Raw genomic sequence first — 16,729 nt, 5'->3', positions numbered from 1 at the left:
TGGCTCCTTGCAAACAAGACAGAAAAGCGCGGGCCGTCAGCCCGCCACGGCGACCGGCCGGACCGCGCGCGCAATGGCGCTTTCCTTGACCGGCAGGTTGATCAGCGCCGCGAACACGCCCAGCGCGATCGAGATGTACCAGACGATGCTGTAGCTGCCCGTCGTGTCGTACAGGAAGCCGCCCAGCCACACGCCCAGGAACGAACCCACTTGGTGGCTCAGGAACACGAAGCCGCTGAGCATCGACAGGTGCGCCACGCCGAAGATGCCCGCGACGATGGCGTTGGTGGCCGGCACGGTCGACAGCCACAGGAAGCCCATCGCCGCCGAGAAGACGTACACGCTGAGCGGCGAGATCGGCACCAGCAGGAAGAGGGCGATCGACACCGTCCGCGCAAAGTAGATGGCCGCCAGGATCTTGGGCTTGGACAGCTTCTGCCCCAGCAGGCCGACCGTGTAGGTGCCGAACACGTTGAACAGTCCGATCAGCGCCAGCGCGTAGCCCGCGACCTCAGGCGACAGGTTCTTGTCGCGCAGGTAGGTCGGCATGTGGATGCCGATGAAGGCCAACTGGAAGCCGCAGACGAAGTAGCCCGCCATCAGCAAGCCGAAGCTCGGGTAGCGGAAGGCCTCGCCCACGGCCTGCAGCACCGATTGGTCACGGTGGCCGGCCAGCGCCGCGGTCTTGGGCTCGCGCAGGCCGAAGGCCAGCGGCACGATCACCAGCACCAGCACCGCCACCACGGCCAGCGCCGTCTGCCAGCCGAAGGCCCCGATAAGGCGGCCTTCGATGGGCGCCATCAGGAACTGGCCGAACGAGCCGGCCGCCGCGGCCACGCCCATGGCCCAGGAACGGCGCTCGGCCGGAATCTGCCGGCCGATCACGCCGTAGATCACGGCATAGGTCGAGCCCGCCTGCGCCGCGCCGATCAGCACGCCCGCGCTCAGGGTGAACAGCAGCGGCGTCGGCGAATGTGCCATGCCGAAGAGGCCTGCCGCGTACAGCAGCGAGCCGCCGATCAGCACGCGGAACGCGCCGAAGCGGTCGGCCAGCATGCCCGCGAACACGCCGAAGATGCCCCACGACAGGTTCTGCACCGCCAGCGCGAACGAGAAGGTCTGTCGGTTCCAGTCCTGCGCCTGCGTGATGGGCTGCAGCCAGAGGCCGAAGCCGTGGCGGATGCCCATCGAGAGCGTGACGATCATGGCGCCGCAGAACAGCACCTGCTTGATCGAAAGGGTGGGGGCGGGGGAGGCTTGCATCCTTCGAATGTAGCGAAATGGATGCTGCGGCAGGTGGCGTGGCGGCCAAGGCCATTGATGATTTGTGGGCGCGGTTTCGATGCGCGCACGGCATCAAAGAAAGAAGGCAGGCGCGTGACCTGCCTTCGGGGTCAGCGCGCCGGTGCCGCTGCCGCGCCACGCGCGCCCGGAAAGCCGTGCTCGCAGGCCCGCCACGCCAGCACAAGCCCCGGCACCAGCAGCGCCAGCAGTGACCAGGGCAGGCTGCCCGCGCCGCCGCCCTGCAGCAGCAGGCCGCCCGCCAGCCCGCCGCCGGCGATGGCGAGGTTCCAGGTCGTCACGACCATCGACTGCGCCACGTCCGCCGCGTCGCCGGCGGCCTGGGCCGAGGCGGTCTGGAACAGCGTTGCCGCGCCGCCGAAGGCCAGGCCCCAGACCGCGATCGCGAGGTACACGCCCGCCGCCGACCCGCCCGCCGCGGCGAGCATCAGCGCCGCCAGTGCGAAGGCCGCCGTGCCGGCCAGCACCAGCGTGCGCAGCCAGCGGTCGATCAGCACGCCCGTGAGCCAGATGCCGCCCAGCGACGCCGCGCCGAACACCAGCAGCACCCGCCCGACCTGCGCGCCGAGCCCGGCGTGCGCCAGGAAGGGGGCGATGTAGGTGTAGAGGATGTTGTGCGCCAGCACGAAGGCGAACATCACCGCCAGCACCGGCCGCACGCCCGGCAGCAGGAACACGCGGCGCACGCTCTGCTGGCGTCCGGCGTCCTGGCCCGGGAAGTCGGGCACCTGCCAGCGCACCCAGCCGAGCAGCAGCACCGACAGCGCCGACATGATCAGAAAGGCCGGCCGCCAACCGACGCTCGCGCCCAGCAGCGTGCCCGCCGGAATGCCCAGCGACAGCGCCAGCGGCGCGCCCAGCATCGCCACGGCGATGGCCCGGCCCTGCTGCGACGGCGCCACCATGCGCGCCGCGTGCCCGGCCAGCAGCGCCCACAGCAGGCCCGCGAACACGCCGGCGAAGAAGCGCGCGACCAGCGTCAGCGTGTAGTCGTGCGACATCGCCGTCACCGTGTTGACCACCGCGAAGCCGCCGATCGCGCCCATCAGCAGCGGCCGGCGCCGCCAGCCGCGCGTGAAGGCCACCAGCGGAATGGCCGCCACCAGCGAACCCAGCGCGTACACGGTGACGAGCTGGCCGACCAGCGCGGGCGCCACGCCCAGGTCGGCGCCGATCTGCGGCAGCAGGCCGGCCGGCATCGCCTCGGTGAGGATGGTGATGAACCCGCCGGCCGCCAGCGCCAGCAGGCCGGACAGGGGCAGGGGGGAGGAAGAGGTCGTGTCACGCATAGACGGCGTCCCTCAGTTCGGTGACGAAGCGGCCCGACATGCCTTCGTAAAGCGTGTTCGTGAAGGCCACCACGCTGAGCCCGCGCGCCCGGTCGACGAACCAGGCATGGCCGTAGGCGCCGCCCCAGCGCCAGGTGCCGGGCGATTCGGGTGTCTGCGTGGGCTGCGGGTCGTGCAGCACCGAGAAACCCAGGCCGAAGCCCCAGCCCGGCGCGTCCGCGGGGCCCCAGGCGCCCGTGTGGTTGCGGCCCATGGTGTCGACGGTGGCGGCGCCCAGCAGCGGAGCGCCGCCGGTGCGCAGCGTGTCGAGCAGGCGCAGGAAGTCGTCCGCGCTGCCGACCATGCCGGCGCCGGCCGAGGGCCAGGCGTTGGCGTCGAAGACGCGCGCCGGGTCGAAGCGGATGCCGACGGCGGCCTCGAACGGCGTGGCGACGACCGGGCCGTCCATGCGCTGCGGCGGCGTGGCGCCGGGGCCGTTCACGTAGGGCGTGGCCAACCGCGGGTCGCCGGGGACGGCGGCGAAGCCCGTGTCGTGCATCTGCAGCGGCCCGGTCACCAGCGTGCGCACCGCCTCGGGCAGCGGCAGGCCGCTGGCCGTCTCGACCACCGCGCCGAGCACGTCGATGGCCAGCGAGTAGAGCCATCCGGTGCCGGGCGGGTACAGCAGCGGCACGCCGGCCAGGCGTTGCAGGTTGGCGGCCAGCGTGAGGCCGTCGTCGCGGTCCATGCCGTCCGACACGCCGGCGCGCGCGTACGGGCCGTCGTCCGTGCTTTCGAGGAAGCGGTAGCCCAGGCCGGCCGTGTGGGTCAGCAGCTGCCGCAGCGTGATGACCGCTTCGCCGCCATTGAGAAGGCGCGGGCGGAAGTCCGGCAGCCAGCGCGTCACCGGGTCCTCCAGGTCGAGCCGGCCCTGGTCCACGAGCACCATCGCGGCGGTCGAGACGATGGGCTTGGACACCGAGGCCAGCCGGAACAGCGCGTCCTCGCGCATCGGCCGGCCGGCCTCGCGGTCGGCCAGCCCGGCGGCGCGCCGGTGGACGAGGCGCCCGTCGTGGCGCACCAGCACCACGGCGCCAACCAGCCGCTGCTCGGCCAGCGCGCGGTCGATGGCCGCGTCGATGCGCGACGGGTCTGGGCCCTGCCACGCAGGGGTGAAAGTGGGGGAAATATCGGGGAGAAAGGTCATGCGGCCCACGATAGGAAGAAGCCGACTTCGGATAAAGACGGCTACAGTTCCGCTCAATGCGGACGTTGAAGTCCGCAATGGAGAATCCTCATGGACAGCCTCAGCGGCTTTGCCGTCTTCGTTCAGGTCGCCGAAACCCGCAGCTTCGTCGCGGCCGGGCGCGCGCTCGGCGTGTCGGCCTCGGCCGTGGGCAAGCGCGTGGCGCGGCTCGAGGAGCGGCTGGGCGTGCGCCTGTTCCACCGCAGCACGCGCAGCATCACGCTCACCGCCGAGGGCGCGCTGTTCCTGGCGCGCAGCCGCCGCGTGCTGGCCGAGATCGAGGCCGCCGAGCAGGAGCTGTCGCATGCCGCCGAGGCGCCGCGCGGGCGCCTGCGCGTGAGCCTGCCGCTGGTCAGTTCGCTGGTGCTGCCGGTGCTGGCCGACTTCATGGCCGCCTACCCGGCGATCGAGCTCGACCTCGATTTCAGCGACCGGCTCGTCGACGTCATCGAGGAAGGCTTCGACGCCGTGGTGCGCACCGGCGAGCCGGCGGATTCACGGCTGTCGTCGCGCCAGCTCGGCGAGTTCTCGCAGCTGCTCGTGGCTTCGCCCGCGTACCTGGCGCGCCACGGCACGCCCGCCTCGCCGGAGGACCTGGCCCGCCACGCCTGCCTGCACTACCGCTACCCGGCGACCGGCAAGGTCGAGGTCTGGCCGCTCGCGCCCGGGCCCGACGGCGTCGAGGTGCGCCCGCCGGTCTCGATGATCTGCAACAACATCGAGACCCGGCTGTGCTTTGCCCTGCGCGGGCGCGGCATCGCCTGCCTGCCCGACTTCAGCGTGCGCGCCGCGCTGGCCGAGGGGGCGCTGCAGCCCGTACTGGCCGACCACCTGCTGCGGCCCCGTACCATCGCGTTCCGCGTGCTGTGGCCTTCGGGGCGCCATCCGTCGCCCAAGCTGCGCGCGTTCATCGATTTCCTGGGCGCGCGGATGTTCGGTCCGCCCGCAGAAACTCACGCCTGATGTGCGAAAAGACCGAAGCCGGTGCCTGTATGGGTATCCAGTCATTTCAACCCAACTGACTACAATCCGCCCCCATGGCGACTTCCCCTAAGACATCTTCAGACTCCGCTTCCGGCTATTCGGAAGGCTCCATCCGCGTGCTCAAGGGCCTCGAGCCCGTGAAGCAGCGCCCGGGCATGTACACCCGGACCGACAACCCCCTGCACATCATCCAGGAAGTGCTCGACAACGCCGCCGACGAAGCGCTGGCGGGCTACGGCAAGAAGATCAAGGTCACGCTGCACACCGACGGCTCGGTCAGCGTCGAGGACGACGGCCGCGGCATTCCCTTCGGCCTGCACCCCGAGGAAAAGGCCCCCGTGATCGAGCTGGTCTACACCCGGCTGCACGCCGGCGGCAAGTTCGACAAGGGCTCGGGCGGCGCCTACAGCTTCTCGGGCGGCCTGCACGGCGTGGGCGTGTCGGTGACCAACGCGCTGTCCAAGCGCCTCGAAGTCAGCTCGCACCGTGAAGGCTCGGTCGCCAAGCTGGCCTTCAGCGCCGGCGATGTGATCGAGGCGCTCGAAATCCGCAAGCTCGAGGCCGGCGAACGCAAGCAGGGCACCACCGTGCGCGCCTGGCCCGACGCCAAGTACTTCGAGACCGCCGCGCTGCCCATGGGCGAACTCACCCACCTGCTGCGCAGCAAGGCCGTGCTGATGCCCGGCGTGAGCGTCACGCTGGCCGTCGAGAAGACCGGCGAAAGCCAGCAGTGGCTCTACAAGGGCGGCCTGAGCGACTACCTCATGCAGACGCTCAACGGCGACCCGGTCATTCCGCTGTTCGAGGGCAGCGGCCATGCCGACAAGAACGCCGACAACTTCGCCGAAGGCGAGGGCGCCGACTGGTGCGTGGCCTTCACCGAAGACGGCCAGCCGGTGCGCGAGAGCTACGTCAACCTGATTCCCACCAGCGCTGGCGGCACGCACGAAAGCGGCCTGCGCGACGGCCTGTTCAACGCGGTGAAGAGCTTCATCGAGCTGCACTCGCTGCTGCCCAAGGGCGTGAAGCTCCTGCCCGAAGACGTGTTCGCGCGCGCCTCGTACGTGCTCAGCGCCAAGGTGCTCGACCCGCAGTTCCAGGGCCAGATCAAGGAGCGCCTGAATTCGCGCGACGCCGTGCGCCTGGTGTCCAGCTTCGTGCGCCCCACGCTCGAGCTGTGGCTCAACCAGCACGTCGACTACGGCAAGAAACTGGCCGAGCTGGCCATCAAGGCCGCCCAGACCCGCCAGCGCGCCGGCCAGAAGGTCGAGAAGCGCAAGGGCTCCGGCGTCGCCGTGCTGCCCGGCAAGCTGACCGACTGCGAGAGCAAGGACATCAGCCACAACGAGGTCTTCCTGGTCGAGGGCGACTCCGCCGGCGGCAGCGCCAAGATGGGCCGCGACAAGGAAAGCCAGGCCATCCTGCCGCTGCGCGGCAAGGTGCTCAACACCTGGGAAGTCGAGCGCGACCGGCTGTTCGCCAACACCGAAATCCACGACATCTCGGTGGCCGTGGGCGTCGATCCGCACGGCCCCGCCGACACGCCCGACATGAGCGGGCTGCGCTACGGCAAGATCTGCATCCTGTCGGATGCCGACGTGGACGGCTCGCACATCCAGGTGCTGCTGCTCACGCTGTTCTTCCGGCACTTTCCCAAGCTCATCGAAGCCGGCCACGTCTATGTCGCAAAGCCGCCATTGTTCCGGGTCGATGCGCCCGCGCGCGGCAAGAAGCCGGCCTCCAAGGTCTATGCGCTGGACGAGGGCGAACTGACCGCCACGCTCGACAAATTGCGCAAGGATGGCGTGCGCGAAGGCGCCTGGAGCATCAGCCGCTTCAAGGGCCTGGGCGAAATGAGCGCGGAACAATTGTGGGAAACCACGCTCAATCCGGACACCCGTCGCCTGATGAAGGTCCAATTGGGGCGGTTCGATTTTTCGTCCACCCAGGGCGAGATCACCAAGCTGATGGGCAAGGGCGAAGCGGCGGCGCGGCGCGAGCTCATGGAATTGCGCGCAGACGACGTCGACATCGACGTCTGACAGTTTCCTTTTTCTTTCCTTCTTCTCACACGCATGTCGGTTTTCAAGCGTTCGCTGTGGTTGGCCCTTCTGCTGTGCATGCAGCAGGGGCTCGCGCACGCGACCGACATCTACGGCTACATCGACAGCAACGGCGTGGCGCATTTCGCGGCCGAGAAGGTCGACGAGCGCTACAAGCTCTTCTTCCAGGGCGGCCAGAGCTTCGACACCGCCAAGGGCCTGTCACCGATGGGCCGCGGCAGCATCAACCGCCGGCTCGACGGCAAGGTGTCGCCGGCGTCGCAGAACCTGCTCGCCATGTTCGAGGCCTCGCCCGGCTACAAGACCGCCAAGGCGGCGCTGCGCGACGCGTCGAGCAAGCACGCCATCGACTACGAGCTGCTGCAGGCGCTGGTCGCCACCGAGTCGGGCTTCGATGCCAAGGCTGTCTCGCCCAAGGGCGCGATGGGGCTCATGCAGCTCATGCCGGCCACCGCGCAGCGCTACGGCGTGGCGACGGACAAGCGCGGCACGATCGAGAAAAAGCTGTTCGACCCGCACATCAACATCGCCGCCGGCTCGCGCTACCTGCGCGACCTGATCGCGATGTTCCCGGGCCAGATCGAGCTTGCGCTGGCCGCATACAACGCGGGCGAGGGCGCGGTGCAGCGCGCGGGCAACAAGATCCCGAACTACAAGGAAACGCAGAACTACGTGCAGACCGTGCTGCAGCTGTATGCGTACCTCAAGCCCTCGGCCGTGACCGCGGGCGGCAACCTGCGCAGCGGAAGCGGCAGCAGTGGTGGCAGGACGCCCGGGCGCATCCGCATGGAAATGTCGGTGCCCAAGGGCGGCGCGATCGGGCGCGGCAACATGCCGTCCGAGTCGCCGCGCAACGTGCCGACCATGCCCGATATTCCCGAGCCGTCCGACGTGCCCACCAGCGCGGCGGAGCCGGGCGACGCTTCGCCGCCGTCGCCGCTGTCGTGATCCCGCAGGCCGCCATGCACCCCACTTTCATTTTGGGCTGAGCGCGAACGCACGCCGCCCGTCACTGTTTTTCTTTCTCTCTTCTTCATGGACGACTCTCAACCTCCGCTCGACCTTGCAGGCCCCACCGACGGCGACACCACCCTCACGCTGGCCGACTACGCGCAGACCGCCTACCTCGAATACGCCCTGAGCGTGGTCAAGGGCCGCGCGCTGCCCGATGTGTCCGACGGCCAGAAGCCGGTGCAGCGGCGCATCCTGTACTCGATGTCGCGCATGGGCCTGGGCTTCGGCGGCACCAACGGCACCGTGGGCGCCAAGCCCGTGAAGAGCGCACGCGTGGTCGGCGACGTGCTCGGCCGCTTCCATCCGCACAGCGACCAGGCCGCGTACGACGCGCTGGTGCGCATGGCGCAAGACTTCTCGCAGCGCTATCCGCTGGTCGATGGCCAGGGCAACTTCGGCAGCCGCGACGGCGACGGCGCCGCGGCCATGCGCTACACCGAAGCGCGCCTGGCACGCATCACCAGCCTCTTGCTCGACGAGATCGACGAAGGCACGGTCGACTTCATTCCCAACTACGACGGCAGCACCGAAGAGCCGCGCCTGCTGCCCGCGCGGCTGCCGTTCACGCTGCTCAACGGCGCCAGCGGCATCGCCGTGGGCCTGGCCACCGAAATCCCGAGCCACAACCTGCGCGAGATCGCCGACGCCTGCGTGGCGCTGATCAAGTCCAACGGCAAGCTCAGCGAAGAAGAACTCTTCGCCCTCGTGCCCGGCCCCGACTACCCGGGCGGCGCGCAGATCATCAGCAGCGCGAGCGACATCGCCGACGCCTACCGCACCGGCCGCGGCTCGCTCAAGGTGCGCGCGCGCTGGAAGATCGAAGACCTCGCGCGCGGCCAGTGGCAGCTCGTGGTCAACGAACTGCCGCCGGGCGTGAGCACGCAGAAGGTGCTCGAGGAAATCGAGGAAATCACCAACCCGAAGGTCAAGGCCGGCAAGAAGGCGCTGAGCGCCGACCAGACCCAGCTCAAGGCCGCGATGCTGTCCGTGCTCGACGTGGTGCGCGACGAATCGAGCAAGGACGCCGCCGTGCGCCTGGTGTTCGAACCCAAGACCTCGCGCATCAGCCAGGACGAGTTCGTGACCACGCTGCTGGCGCAGACCTCGCTCGAGACCTCGTCGTCGATCAACCTCACGATGGTCGGCATCGACGGCAAGCCCACGCAGAAGTCGCTGCGCCAGATGCTCAACGAGTGGATCGCGTTCCGCGAGATCACCGTCGAGCGGCGCTCGCGCCATCGCCTGGACAAGGTGCAGGACCGCATCCACATCCTCGAAGGCCGGCAGCTGGTGCTGTTGAACATCGACGAGGTCATTGCCATCATCCGCGCGGCGGAAGACCCGAAGGCGGCGCTCATCGCGCGCTTCAACCTCAGCGAACGCCAGGCCGAGGACATCCTTGAAATCCGGCTGCGCCAACTCGCGCGGCTCGAGGCCATCAAGATCGAGCAGGAACTGGCCGGTCTGCGCGACGAGCAGAAGAAGCTCGAAGACATCCTCTCCAGCCCGGCCACGCTGCGCCGCCTGCTGGTGAAGGAAATCGAAGCCGACGCCAAGACCTTCGAAGACCCGCGCCGCACGCTCATCCAGGCCGAGAAGCGCGCCGTGGCCGAAGTGAAGGTGGTCGACGAGCCCGTCACCGTGATCGTGTCGCAGAAGGGCTGGGTGCGCGCGCAGAAGGGCTGGGCCAGCGAGAAGGCCGCCGGCAACGGGGGCACCGCGCCCGAGTACAGCTTCAAGTCGGGCGACACGCTCTACGGCGCCTTCGAATGCCGCAGCGTCGACACGCTGCTGGTCTTCGGCAGCGCCAAGGACAAGAGCGTGCGCGTCTACACCGTGCCCGTGGCCTCGCTGCCCGGCGCGCGCGGCGACGGCCAGCCCGTCACCACGCTCATCGAGCTCGATGCCGGCACGCACGTCACGCATTTCTTCGCGGGCCCGGTGGGTGCCTGCCTGCTGCTGGCCAACACCGGCGGCTACGGCTTCATGGCCACCATCGAGAACATGATGTCGCGCCAGCGCGGCGGCAAGGCCTTCATCGACGTGGGCGAGGGCGAGCAACTGTGCCGGCCGTCGTTGGTGGGTGGCGCGAGCGGCGCCGAGCCGATGCCGGCCGCCACGCACGTGGCCTGCGCCTCGAGCGGCAAGCGCATCCTGACCTTCGACATCGCCGAGCTCAAGAGCCTGCCCAAGGGCGGACGCGGCCTGATGCTGATCGACCTGGAGGCCAAGGAATCGCTGGCCGGTGCGGTGGCCTACACGCGCAGCGTGCGGATCGAAGGCGTCGCCCGCGGCGGCAAGGAGCGCGAAGAAACGCTCGAGATCCGCTCGCTCAACAACGCGATGGGTGCCCGCGCGCGCAAGGGCAAGGTGGCAGACCTCGGATTCACGCCGGCGAGCGTGGTGCGGGTGCTCTGATGCTGGGCGGCATCGACATCAGCATCCTCGGCGTGATCCTCGCCGTGGTCACGGGCTTCGGCAGCTACATCCTGGGGCGCCGCATGCGCGAGAAGCGCCAGGGCAAGCGGCGCGCGAAAGACCGCGCCATCGCGCAGGCCAACGAGACGCGCCAGGTGCGTCGCGCACGCGAGCGGCGCGAGCAGGAAGGCAAGTAGGCAGGCAGGCCGAGCGGCTGGCTCACCAGCCCCCGTAGCCGTCGACGTTCTCGCGCGTCACGAGCTTGGACGGCAACAGCAGCACGCGCTGCGCCGGGGGCTGGCCCTTCAGGAGCTTCAGCCCGATCTGGGCCGCCCGCTGGCCCATCAACGTGGGCGACTGCGTGGCGCTGCCGACGATCAAGGTGACCGGGTCCTGCAGCCGCTGCGCCACCTCCGGCGAACCGTCCATCGCCGTGATGACGATGTCGCGCCGGCCCGCGACCTGGGCCGCCAGTTCCGCGCCGATGCCGCACAGGTCGTTGATCGCGAACACGCCCGACAGCTTCGGATGGCGCGCGAGCAGCCGCGTCATCTGTTCGACGCCGCCGTCCTTGGTGGCGCCGCCATTGAGCGCCATCGACACGACGCGCACGCCGGGTGCGGCGTTCAATGCCTCGCGGCAGCCGTTGACGCGGCCCACCGCGGCCGTGTTCGGCGGGCCGTCGATGATCGCCACTTCGCCCTTGCCGCCGAGCGTGCGCACCAGGTGTTCGCAAGAGAGCCTGCCGGCCGCGCGGCTGTCGGTCACCACGGCCGCGTCCGCGCCTTGCACGAGCGCATCGACCGCCACCACCTTGATGCCGGCGGCGCGCGCCTCCGTGACGCGGGCGTGCAGGGTGGTCGAATCGACCGGCGTCACGATCACCAGCTGCACGCGCTGGCGGATCATTTCCTTGAGCTGTTCGTCCTGCCGCTGCGGATCGAACCCGCTCGACACGACCGTGATGTGCGCCGCGTTGCGACTGTCTGCGGCCAGCGTGCTTTCCACTGCGCGCGCGATGTAGGCAAAGAAGGGGTTGCGCAGGTCGCTCACGAGCACGCCGACGCGCGGGCCTTTGCCATGGTTGGCATGTGTCGCGAGCGCGCTGCCCACGGGGCCCACGGCGAGGAGGAGGGCCAGCAGCCAGGTGCGCCAGGGACGTTTCATGGGCATGGGTGCGAGGGCCTCGTTGCGAGAGGGGGCCGGTGAAGGGGTGGGGATGATGACATGTTCCGCACCGCCTCGCATCCGCGATCTGCGGGGCAAGCGTGGGGGAATGGACGGACCTGCCGGCCCCGGTCGGTGCCGATGTTGTCGCGGGTCAGCAGCGTGGGCGGCAGCAGTGTCAGACCTGGAGGAAGAAGGGGTTGCCCGGGTCGCTGACGATCAGGCCGATGTGCGGCGCATCGAGGGTGCGACGGCCCGTGCGCCCGCGATCGATGCCAGCACGCGCCCCGTGGCGAAACCCCTGGCGATGCGCGCCAGGCGGCGCCTCGGGGCGCGCGTCGAGATGGCGGGAATGCCGCCTCCTTTCTTGCCGGTTCTTCTTGTGATCACCTTGCTCCCTGTGGCTGCTGCCTTGCAGATGACGGTGTCGTCCGCGATCGGCGTCCGGTGAGGGATTCGTCGCGGCGACACGGCGATTGAACCGGCCGCTGGTTAACTGTCTGTAAACCTTCCAAAAGTGGCGAGCAACATTTGAAATACACACCGCCGCGCGGACGGTGCGCTCCTTACTTCAGCCCGGCCCACCAACGCACGTTGGTGCGCGCCTGGCCCACCGTGAGCACTTCGCCGATCACCGGCGTGGCCAGGTCGATCTTCTTCGCCTGCGCCAGGTCGGCGATGCGGTCCAGCGGGTCGTGCCAGGTGTGGAAGGCCAGGTCGAACGTGCTGTTGTGCACCGAATAGAGCACCTTGCCGCGCAGGTCTTCGAAGGCCTGCACACTCTGCTCGGGCGTCATGTGCACGCCGGGCCAGTAGGCGTCGTAGGCGCCGTTTTCCATCAGCGCCAGGTCGAAGCCGCCGAAACGTTCGCCGATCTGCTTGAAGCCGGGGAAGTAGCCCGAGTCGCCGCTGTAGAAGATGCGCTGGTCGCCGCTTTGCACCACCCACGAGGCCCACAGCGTGCGGTCGCGGTCGGTCAGCGTGACCGCGCGGCCCGAGAAATGCTGCGCGGGCGTGGCGGTGAGCTTCACGCCCGCGTGCTCGCCGCCCTGCCACCAGTCGAGCTCGGTCACGCGCTCGGCGGGCACGCCCATCTCGACGAGCCGGGCGCGCACGCCCAGCGGGACGAAGTAGCGCTGCACGCGCGTGGCCAGGTACTCGATGGTGGCGACGTCGAGGTGGTCGTAGTGGTCGTGCGAGAGGATCACGGCCTCGATCGGCGGCAGCTGCTCCAGCTGGATCGGCGGCTTGTGAAAGCGCTTCGGCCCGACCCAGGTGAAGGGCGAGACGCGCTCGCTGAACACGGGGTCGATGAGCCAGTACTTGCCCTTGAGCTTCAGCAGGTGCGACGAGTGGCCCAGGCGCACCACATGGTTGGCGTCGGCCGCGAGCGCGTCGAGCGCCTGGGGCGTCAGGGCGCGCACCGGAATGGGGTCGACCGGCACGGTGTCGACCTTGCTGCCGACGATGAAGCGCGACCAGATGCGCCAGGTGCTGGCGGCGGGCTGCAGCTCGGGGTTGGGCATGTTCTGGAACACGCGGCCCTTGAACTGCGGCGAGTTCTCGTAGCGCGTCTCCCCGCCGCCGGCGCTGCTGCAGCCGGCCACGAACGCGCAGCCCGCCGTGGCGAGCACCGCGCTGCGGCGCAGCAGCCGGGGTAAGTAAGCGCCTTGCGAATCCGATTCGTCAGCCATGGGAAAGCCCTCTGCGTGTGTGTTGGTCTTGAGGCGCGAGACTAGCGGGAGTTGGCTTTTCAATGGTTTCAGCGACAGAAACATTCGGCGAGCGGGGGCAATCCGCGGGCCGGCGGCATACTGCGGCGATCCACGGCTTCAGCCCTTCATCGCCATGAAAACTGCCATCCTCGTCATCGACATGCAGCGCGGCCTTTGCGACGATCCGCCCCGGCCGTACGAGGCTGAAGCAGTCATCGGCCGCATCAACGCGCTCACGGCACGGGCCCGCGCGGCCGGCGTGCCGGTGGCCTTCGTCCAGCACGAGAACGCCATCGACCTGGAATTCGATTCCGAGCGCTGGCAGCTGGCCGATGCCTTGCAGGTGACACCGGCCGACGCGCGCCTGCGCAAGACCACGCCCGATTCGTTCCTGCGCACGCCGCTCGAAGCCTGGCTGTCGGGGCAGGGCGTTCGGCGCGTGGTGGTCTGCGGTTATTCGTCGGAGTTCTGCGTGGACACCACCGTGCGCCGCGCCGCCGCGCTGGGCTACGAGGTGGTGCTGGCGGCCGACGCCCACACCTCGCACGACAAGCCGCATGCCAAGGGCGCCTTCATCCGCGCGCACCACAACGCGACGCTGTCGGCCATCACGAGCTTCGGCGTGCCGATCCGCGCGGTCGACAGCGCGGACATCGCTTTCGGCGATTGATCTGGCGCTAGGGCATGTGCCCGGTGGCCAGTGCGTGGGCCCAGTCCGCACGCCCATTGGCAGCAGCCAGTGCCGCCATGGCGGCGTGGTCGTAGGGCACGGTGAGCAGCGTGCAGGTCCACTGTCCGTGGTGTCGTTCGACCAGCGCGTAGCGCGCATCGGGCGAACCGGTCTCCACGTTGTGCGGGTACGGATGCTCGTCGCCATAGGCCTGCAGGCCGACGCTGCCCGGGTTGACGATCAAGGTGCCGTTGGATGCGCGCATCACGCGCGGCAGGTGCGTGTGGCCGCAGGCGACCAGTTCCGTGCCGGCTTCCACAGTGCCGAGACGCGCATCGATCTCTGCCGCAGTGGCCATGCGCAGTTGCGTGGGCTCGACCGTTTCGAGGAAGTAGGTGAGGTCGCTGTCGGGCGTGCCGTGGCACAGCAGCACCTCGGGGCTCAAGCGCAGGCGTGGCGTGAGCGAGGCGATCCATGCGAACTCTGCCTCGCCGAGTCGGGCGTGTGCGAAGGCGTCGGACTCGCCGCGCTGGCCGGAGGTCGGCAACGTGAGCAGTTGCCGTTCGTGATTGCCGGCGAGTTGGGCCCAGTCCTGCGCCATCAGGAACTGCGCAGTCTCCAGCGGCATCAGTGGGCCTGAGAGGCTGTCGCCGAGGTTGACGGTGGCATCCACCTTGCGGCGTGCGATGTCTTCGACGACGGCTTTCAGTGCGGGGAGGTTTCCGTGGATGTCGGAGACGAGGGCGATGCGCATGCGTGGCTTCTTTGTGAGGGCGGTGATCTTAGTTCGGGGTGCTTGCGCAGGCCACCGGGTACTTCCCTCCGCGAATGTCCCCCGGCCTGCGGTCTCCTCCTTGATTTCGCTGCGGGAAGCACCCAGTGTCCTGCGCACGGGACGCGCTGCAGGTGCTCGCCGATCAACGACTGCACTGCCCAACGCTCACGTCGACGCGGTGCCTTGCGCAGCGAAATCAAGGAGGAGGGGCGAAGCCCCGGGGGACATTCGCGGAGCAAGGTACCGCGTCGGCGGGAGCGTCGCCCCGAACAAAACCCTTCAGTCCGCCCCCGCCCGCCACACCCGCGCCAACGCCGCCAGCTTGCCCCGAAAACTCAGCCGGTCGTTCGACAGCGCATCGATGAAGTCCGACAGCCGCTGCGACTTCACCATCGTGTAGATCGTGAGCCAGGTGGTGAACACGAACACCACGCCGAACCAGATCGCCTTGCGCCACAGCGGCGCGTCGGCTTCGGCCAGCAGGTTCATGCCGAGGAAGCCGGTGGTGACGGTGCCGATGAGGCCGAACAGCGTGACCACCGTGAGCCGCACCACGGTGCTGGCCTGCCGGCGCAGGCTGTCGGCATCGAGGTAGGTGTTCATGTCGGCGATGCGCGACTTGACCTCGTCGTACAGCGGGTCGAGCCCGAGGTGTGCGGCGCACATGTGCGAGAGGGCGCGCACCTGCGCCTGCTCCGAAATCTCGTGGAACCAATAGCGGTGCGTGAAGCGAAGAAAGCGCTCGAAGCTCGCGCGGATGGCGCGCTTGAACTGCTTCACGCTCGGCGTGCTGCGGATGTCGAGCTTCTTGAGCGCTTCGACCAGCTGGTCCGAGAACATCAGCAGCGAGGCCTTCTGGAAATGCGCGATGAGGAACAGCAGGAAGTGCTGGTGCCTGAACTGCGCGAGCACGCCGCGGTCGCGGCAGCAGAAGAACTCGGAGCGCGCGTCGCCCACCACGATGAGGGCGTGGCCGTTGCACAGGTAGCGCGTGTTAGGCGCCGCGCCCGTGTTCACCCAGAAGCGGTCGTAGCAGTACTTGTGCTCGAAGTCGGCCAGGTGGTGCTCGGCATAGGGCAGGTGGGCATCGGCGCCGCCCGCGCCGGTGACCAGCGCGAGCCGCACGAAGTCGTCGCGCGTGAGGCGGCGCGGATCGTCCAGCGACAGATAGGCCATCACCGGCATGCGGTAGTACTCGATCTGGCGGTAGCGCAGCACGCCGGGGTCGTCCGAATGGTCGCTCACCAGCGGCTGCATCAGGTAGGCCCAGTGCGCGGCGATGCGCGGTGCGCGGTGCTGGGCCACGTGCGACAGGAAGGCGTCGCGCTGCTGCGCGTCGGAGGCGGCGAGCACGCGGCCATCGGCGTCCAGCCACTCGACGCTGGCCATGCAGTGCAGGGCGGCGCCGTCGGGCTCCCAGCCCGAAGGGTAGGCGCGGCCGAAGCGGTAGAGGATGTCCTGCGCCTGCGCCAGGCTCAGGTGGTCGGTGCCGACCTCGAGGTTGAGCAGCACCACGTCGATGTCGAAGAAGAAGTACAGGTCGCAGTGAATCACGTCGAGCGTGATCGGCGCCTCGCCGGGGTGGGCCACCAGCCGCACGGCCGCGATGTCGCGGCGGCGGAACACGCGCATCGGCGAGTCGCCGTCGCTGTCCGCGGCGTCGGTGCTGCCGCGCGATCGGCCTTCGCCGTACAGGAAGCGCTGCACGTAGGGCAGGAAGCTCACGAACTCGTTGTAGTGGCGCTCGTGGAAGCGGCCGCTCTCGCCGGTGTATTCGTCGACCTCCTCGCGCCAGGGCGAGGCCTCGCCCAAGTCGCGCAGCACGTGCCAGGGGCCGTGGTGCGTGGGCGCCGCGCCGGGCGCCGGCACGAGGCGCAAGGGCCAGAGCAGCGCCTGCCGGAAATGCTGCACGACGGGGCCGGTGGCCGGGGTGCCTGCCGGGGAAGAAGTGGGGTCCGCGTGGGGGTTCGGCATCGCGCCAGTGTAGGCAGGCGGGTAGGGCAAAACGCCCACCTAGGGGAATCCCTAGCTAGGTCTGAAACCGGTTTCATTTAAGCTGCAAGCATTCCTTTCAGGGTCTGCGCACGGCTTGGCCGTGCACGCTCCG

14 protein-coding genes are annotated in these 16,729 nt (G+C 69.1%); 7 read left to right on the top strand and 7 right to left on the bottom strand.

What is annotated here, in order from left to right; genetic code table 11:
• Window positions 1–36: 36 nt before the first annotated feature.
• From VHAB30_RS14660 to VHAB30_RS14650, 3 genes are all read right to left on the bottom strand, one after another.
• Window positions 37–1,263 carry an MFS transporter gene (locus tag VHAB30_RS14660; protein WP_159277502.1) on the bottom strand — a complete coding sequence of 409 codons (1,227 nt, stop codon included), beginning with the start codon at window positions 1,261–1,263 and terminating at the stop codon, window positions 37–39.
• Between the two features lie 131 nt (window positions 1,264–1,394).
• Window positions 1,395–2,591 carry an MFS transporter gene (locus VHAB30_RS14655; protein WP_159277501.1) on the bottom strand — a complete coding sequence of 399 codons (1,197 nt, stop codon included), beginning with the start codon at window positions 2,589–2,591 and terminating at the stop codon, window positions 1,395–1,397.
• A complete protein-coding gene (locus VHAB30_RS14650; protein WP_159277500.1) occupies window positions 2,584–3,777 on the bottom strand; it encodes a serine hydrolase domain-containing protein in 1,194 nt (397 codons plus the stop codon). The genes VHAB30_RS14655 and VHAB30_RS14650 overlap by 8 nt, the downstream gene beginning before the upstream one ends.
• A gap of 90 nt (window positions 3,778–3,867) precedes the next feature.
• Here VHAB30_RS14650 and VHAB30_RS14645 point away from each other — a divergent pair, with 90 nt between their 5' ends.
• From VHAB30_RS14645 to VHAB30_RS14625, 5 genes are all read left to right on the top strand, one after another.
• Entirely contained in the window at window positions 3,868–4,779 is a 912-nt protein-coding gene (locus VHAB30_RS14645; protein WP_159277499.1) for a LysR family transcriptional regulator, read from the top strand.
• A 74-nt stretch (window positions 4,780–4,853) separates the two neighbouring features.
• Entirely contained in the window at window positions 4,854–6,842 is a 1,989-nt protein-coding gene (locus VHAB30_RS14640) for a DNA topoisomerase IV subunit B (protein ID WP_062474697.1), read from the top strand.
• 33 nt (window positions 6,843–6,875) lie between these two features.
• The gene (locus VHAB30_RS14635; RefSeq protein WP_159277498.1) at window positions 6,876–7,811 is read left to right on the top strand and encodes a lytic transglycosylase domain-containing protein; all 936 of its coding nucleotides are present in this window, start codon (window positions 6,876–6,878) and stop codon (window positions 7,809–7,811) included.
• 87 nt (window positions 7,812–7,898) lie between these two features.
• Complete coding sequence (parC, locus tag VHAB30_RS14630; RefSeq protein ID WP_095744758.1) at window positions 7,899–10,295, top strand: DNA topoisomerase IV subunit A; 2,397 nt, start codon at window positions 7,899–7,901, stop codon at window positions 10,293–10,295.
• Window positions 10,295–10,492, top strand: coding sequence for a hypothetical protein (locus VHAB30_RS14625; protein ID WP_225617000.1), 198 nt, complete (start codon window positions 10,295–10,297; stop codon window positions 10,490–10,492). Before parC ends, VHAB30_RS14625 begins: the two co-directional genes overlap by 1 nt.
• Window positions 10,493–10,514: 22 nt before the next feature.
• Here the strand turns inward: VHAB30_RS14625 and VHAB30_RS14620 are convergent, their stop codons facing one another.
• On the bottom strand, window positions 10,515–11,462 hold the full coding sequence (locus tag VHAB30_RS14620; protein WP_216850718.1) for an ABC transporter substrate-binding protein: 948 nt from the start codon (window positions 11,460–11,462) through the stop codon (window positions 10,515–10,517).
• A gap of 175 nt (window positions 11,463–11,637) precedes the next feature.
• Between VHAB30_RS14620 and VHAB30_RS14615 the strand changes: the two genes are divergently transcribed.
• Window positions 11,638–11,913, top strand: coding sequence for a hypothetical protein (locus VHAB30_RS14615; RefSeq protein ID WP_159277496.1), 276 nt, complete (start codon window positions 11,638–11,640; stop codon window positions 11,911–11,913).
• 115 nt (window positions 11,914–12,028) lie between these two features.
• On the opposite strand, the gene VHAB30_RS14610 is transcribed toward VHAB30_RS14615, so the two are convergent.
• Window positions 12,029–13,156, bottom strand: a complete 1,128-nt coding sequence (locus VHAB30_RS14610; RefSeq protein WP_159277495.1) for an MBL fold metallo-hydrolase — start codon at window positions 13,154–13,156, stop codon at window positions 12,029–12,031.
• A 154-nt stretch (window positions 13,157–13,310) separates the two neighbouring features.
• Between VHAB30_RS14610 and VHAB30_RS14605 the strand changes: the two genes are divergently transcribed.
• The gene (locus VHAB30_RS14605) at window positions 13,311–13,847 is read left to right on the top strand and encodes a cysteine hydrolase family protein (protein ID WP_159277494.1); all 537 of its coding nucleotides are present in this window, start codon (window positions 13,311–13,313) and stop codon (window positions 13,845–13,847) included.
• 7 nt (window positions 13,848–13,854) lie between these two features.
• Here VHAB30_RS14605 and VHAB30_RS14600 read toward each other — a convergent pair whose 3' ends face one another.
• On the bottom strand, window positions 13,855–14,601 hold the full coding sequence (locus VHAB30_RS14600) for a metallophosphoesterase family protein (protein ID WP_159277493.1): 747 nt from the start codon (window positions 14,599–14,601) through the stop codon (window positions 13,855–13,857).
• 300 nt (window positions 14,602–14,901) lie between these two features.
• On the bottom strand, window positions 14,902–16,596 hold the full coding sequence (locus VHAB30_RS14595; RefSeq protein ID WP_159277492.1) for a magnesium transporter CorA family protein: 1,695 nt from the start codon (window positions 16,594–16,596) through the stop codon (window positions 14,902–14,904).
• Between the last annotated feature and the right edge of the window lie 133 nt (window positions 16,597–16,729).

The organism is Variovorax boronicumulans (assembly GCF_009811375.1).
GTDB classification, from domain to species: domain Bacteria; phylum Pseudomonadota; class Gammaproteobacteria; order Burkholderiales; family Burkholderiaceae_C; genus Variovorax; species Variovorax boronicumulans.
The sequence above is the reverse complement of the archived record's forward strand: the minus strand, read 5'-3'. Positions and strand labels throughout refer to the sequence as shown.

Coding starts and splice junctions, on each gene's coding strand:
- VHAB30_RS14660 (WP_159277502.1), bottom strand. CDS start 1,263: ATGCAAGCCTCCCCCGCCCCCACCCTTTCGATCAAGCAGGTGCTGTTC.
- VHAB30_RS14655 (WP_159277501.1), bottom strand. CDS start 2,591: ATGCGTGACACGACCTCTTCCTCCCCCCTGCCCCTGTCCGGCCTGCTG.
- VHAB30_RS14650 (WP_159277500.1), bottom strand. CDS start 3,777: ATGACCTTTCTCCCCGATATTTCCCCCACTTTCACCCCTGCGTGGCAG.
- VHAB30_RS14645 (WP_159277499.1), top strand. CDS start 3,868: ATGGACAGCCTCAGCGGCTTTGCCGTCTTCGTTCAGGTCGCCGAAACC.
- VHAB30_RS14640 (WP_062474697.1), top strand. CDS start 4,854: ATGGCGACTTCCCCTAAGACATCTTCAGACTCCGCTTCCGGCTATTCG.
- VHAB30_RS14635 (WP_159277498.1), top strand. CDS start 6,876: ATGTCGGTTTTCAAGCGTTCGCTGTGGTTGGCCCTTCTGCTGTGCATG.
- parC (WP_095744758.1), top strand. CDS start 7,899: ATGGACGACTCTCAACCTCCGCTCGACCTTGCAGGCCCCACCGACGGC.
- VHAB30_RS14625 (WP_225617000.1), top strand. CDS start 10,295: ATGCTGGGCGGCATCGACATCAGCATCCTCGGCGTGATCCTCGCCGTG.
- VHAB30_RS14620 (WP_216850718.1), bottom strand. CDS start 11,462: ATGAAACGTCCCTGGCGCACCTGGCTGCTGGCCCTCCTCCTCGCCGTG.
- VHAB30_RS14610 (WP_159277495.1), bottom strand. CDS start 13,156: ATGGCTGACGAATCGGATTCGCAAGGCGCTTACTTACCCCGGCTGCTG.
- VHAB30_RS14605 (WP_159277494.1), top strand. CDS start 13,311: ATGAAAACTGCCATCCTCGTCATCGACATGCAGCGCGGCCTTTGCGAC.
- VHAB30_RS14600 (WP_159277493.1), bottom strand. CDS start 14,601: ATGCGCATCGCCCTCGTCTCCGACATCCACGGAAACCTCCCCGCACTG.
- VHAB30_RS14595 (WP_159277492.1), bottom strand. CDS start 16,596: ATGCCGAACCCCCACGCGGACCCCACTTCTTCCCCGGCAGGCACCCCG.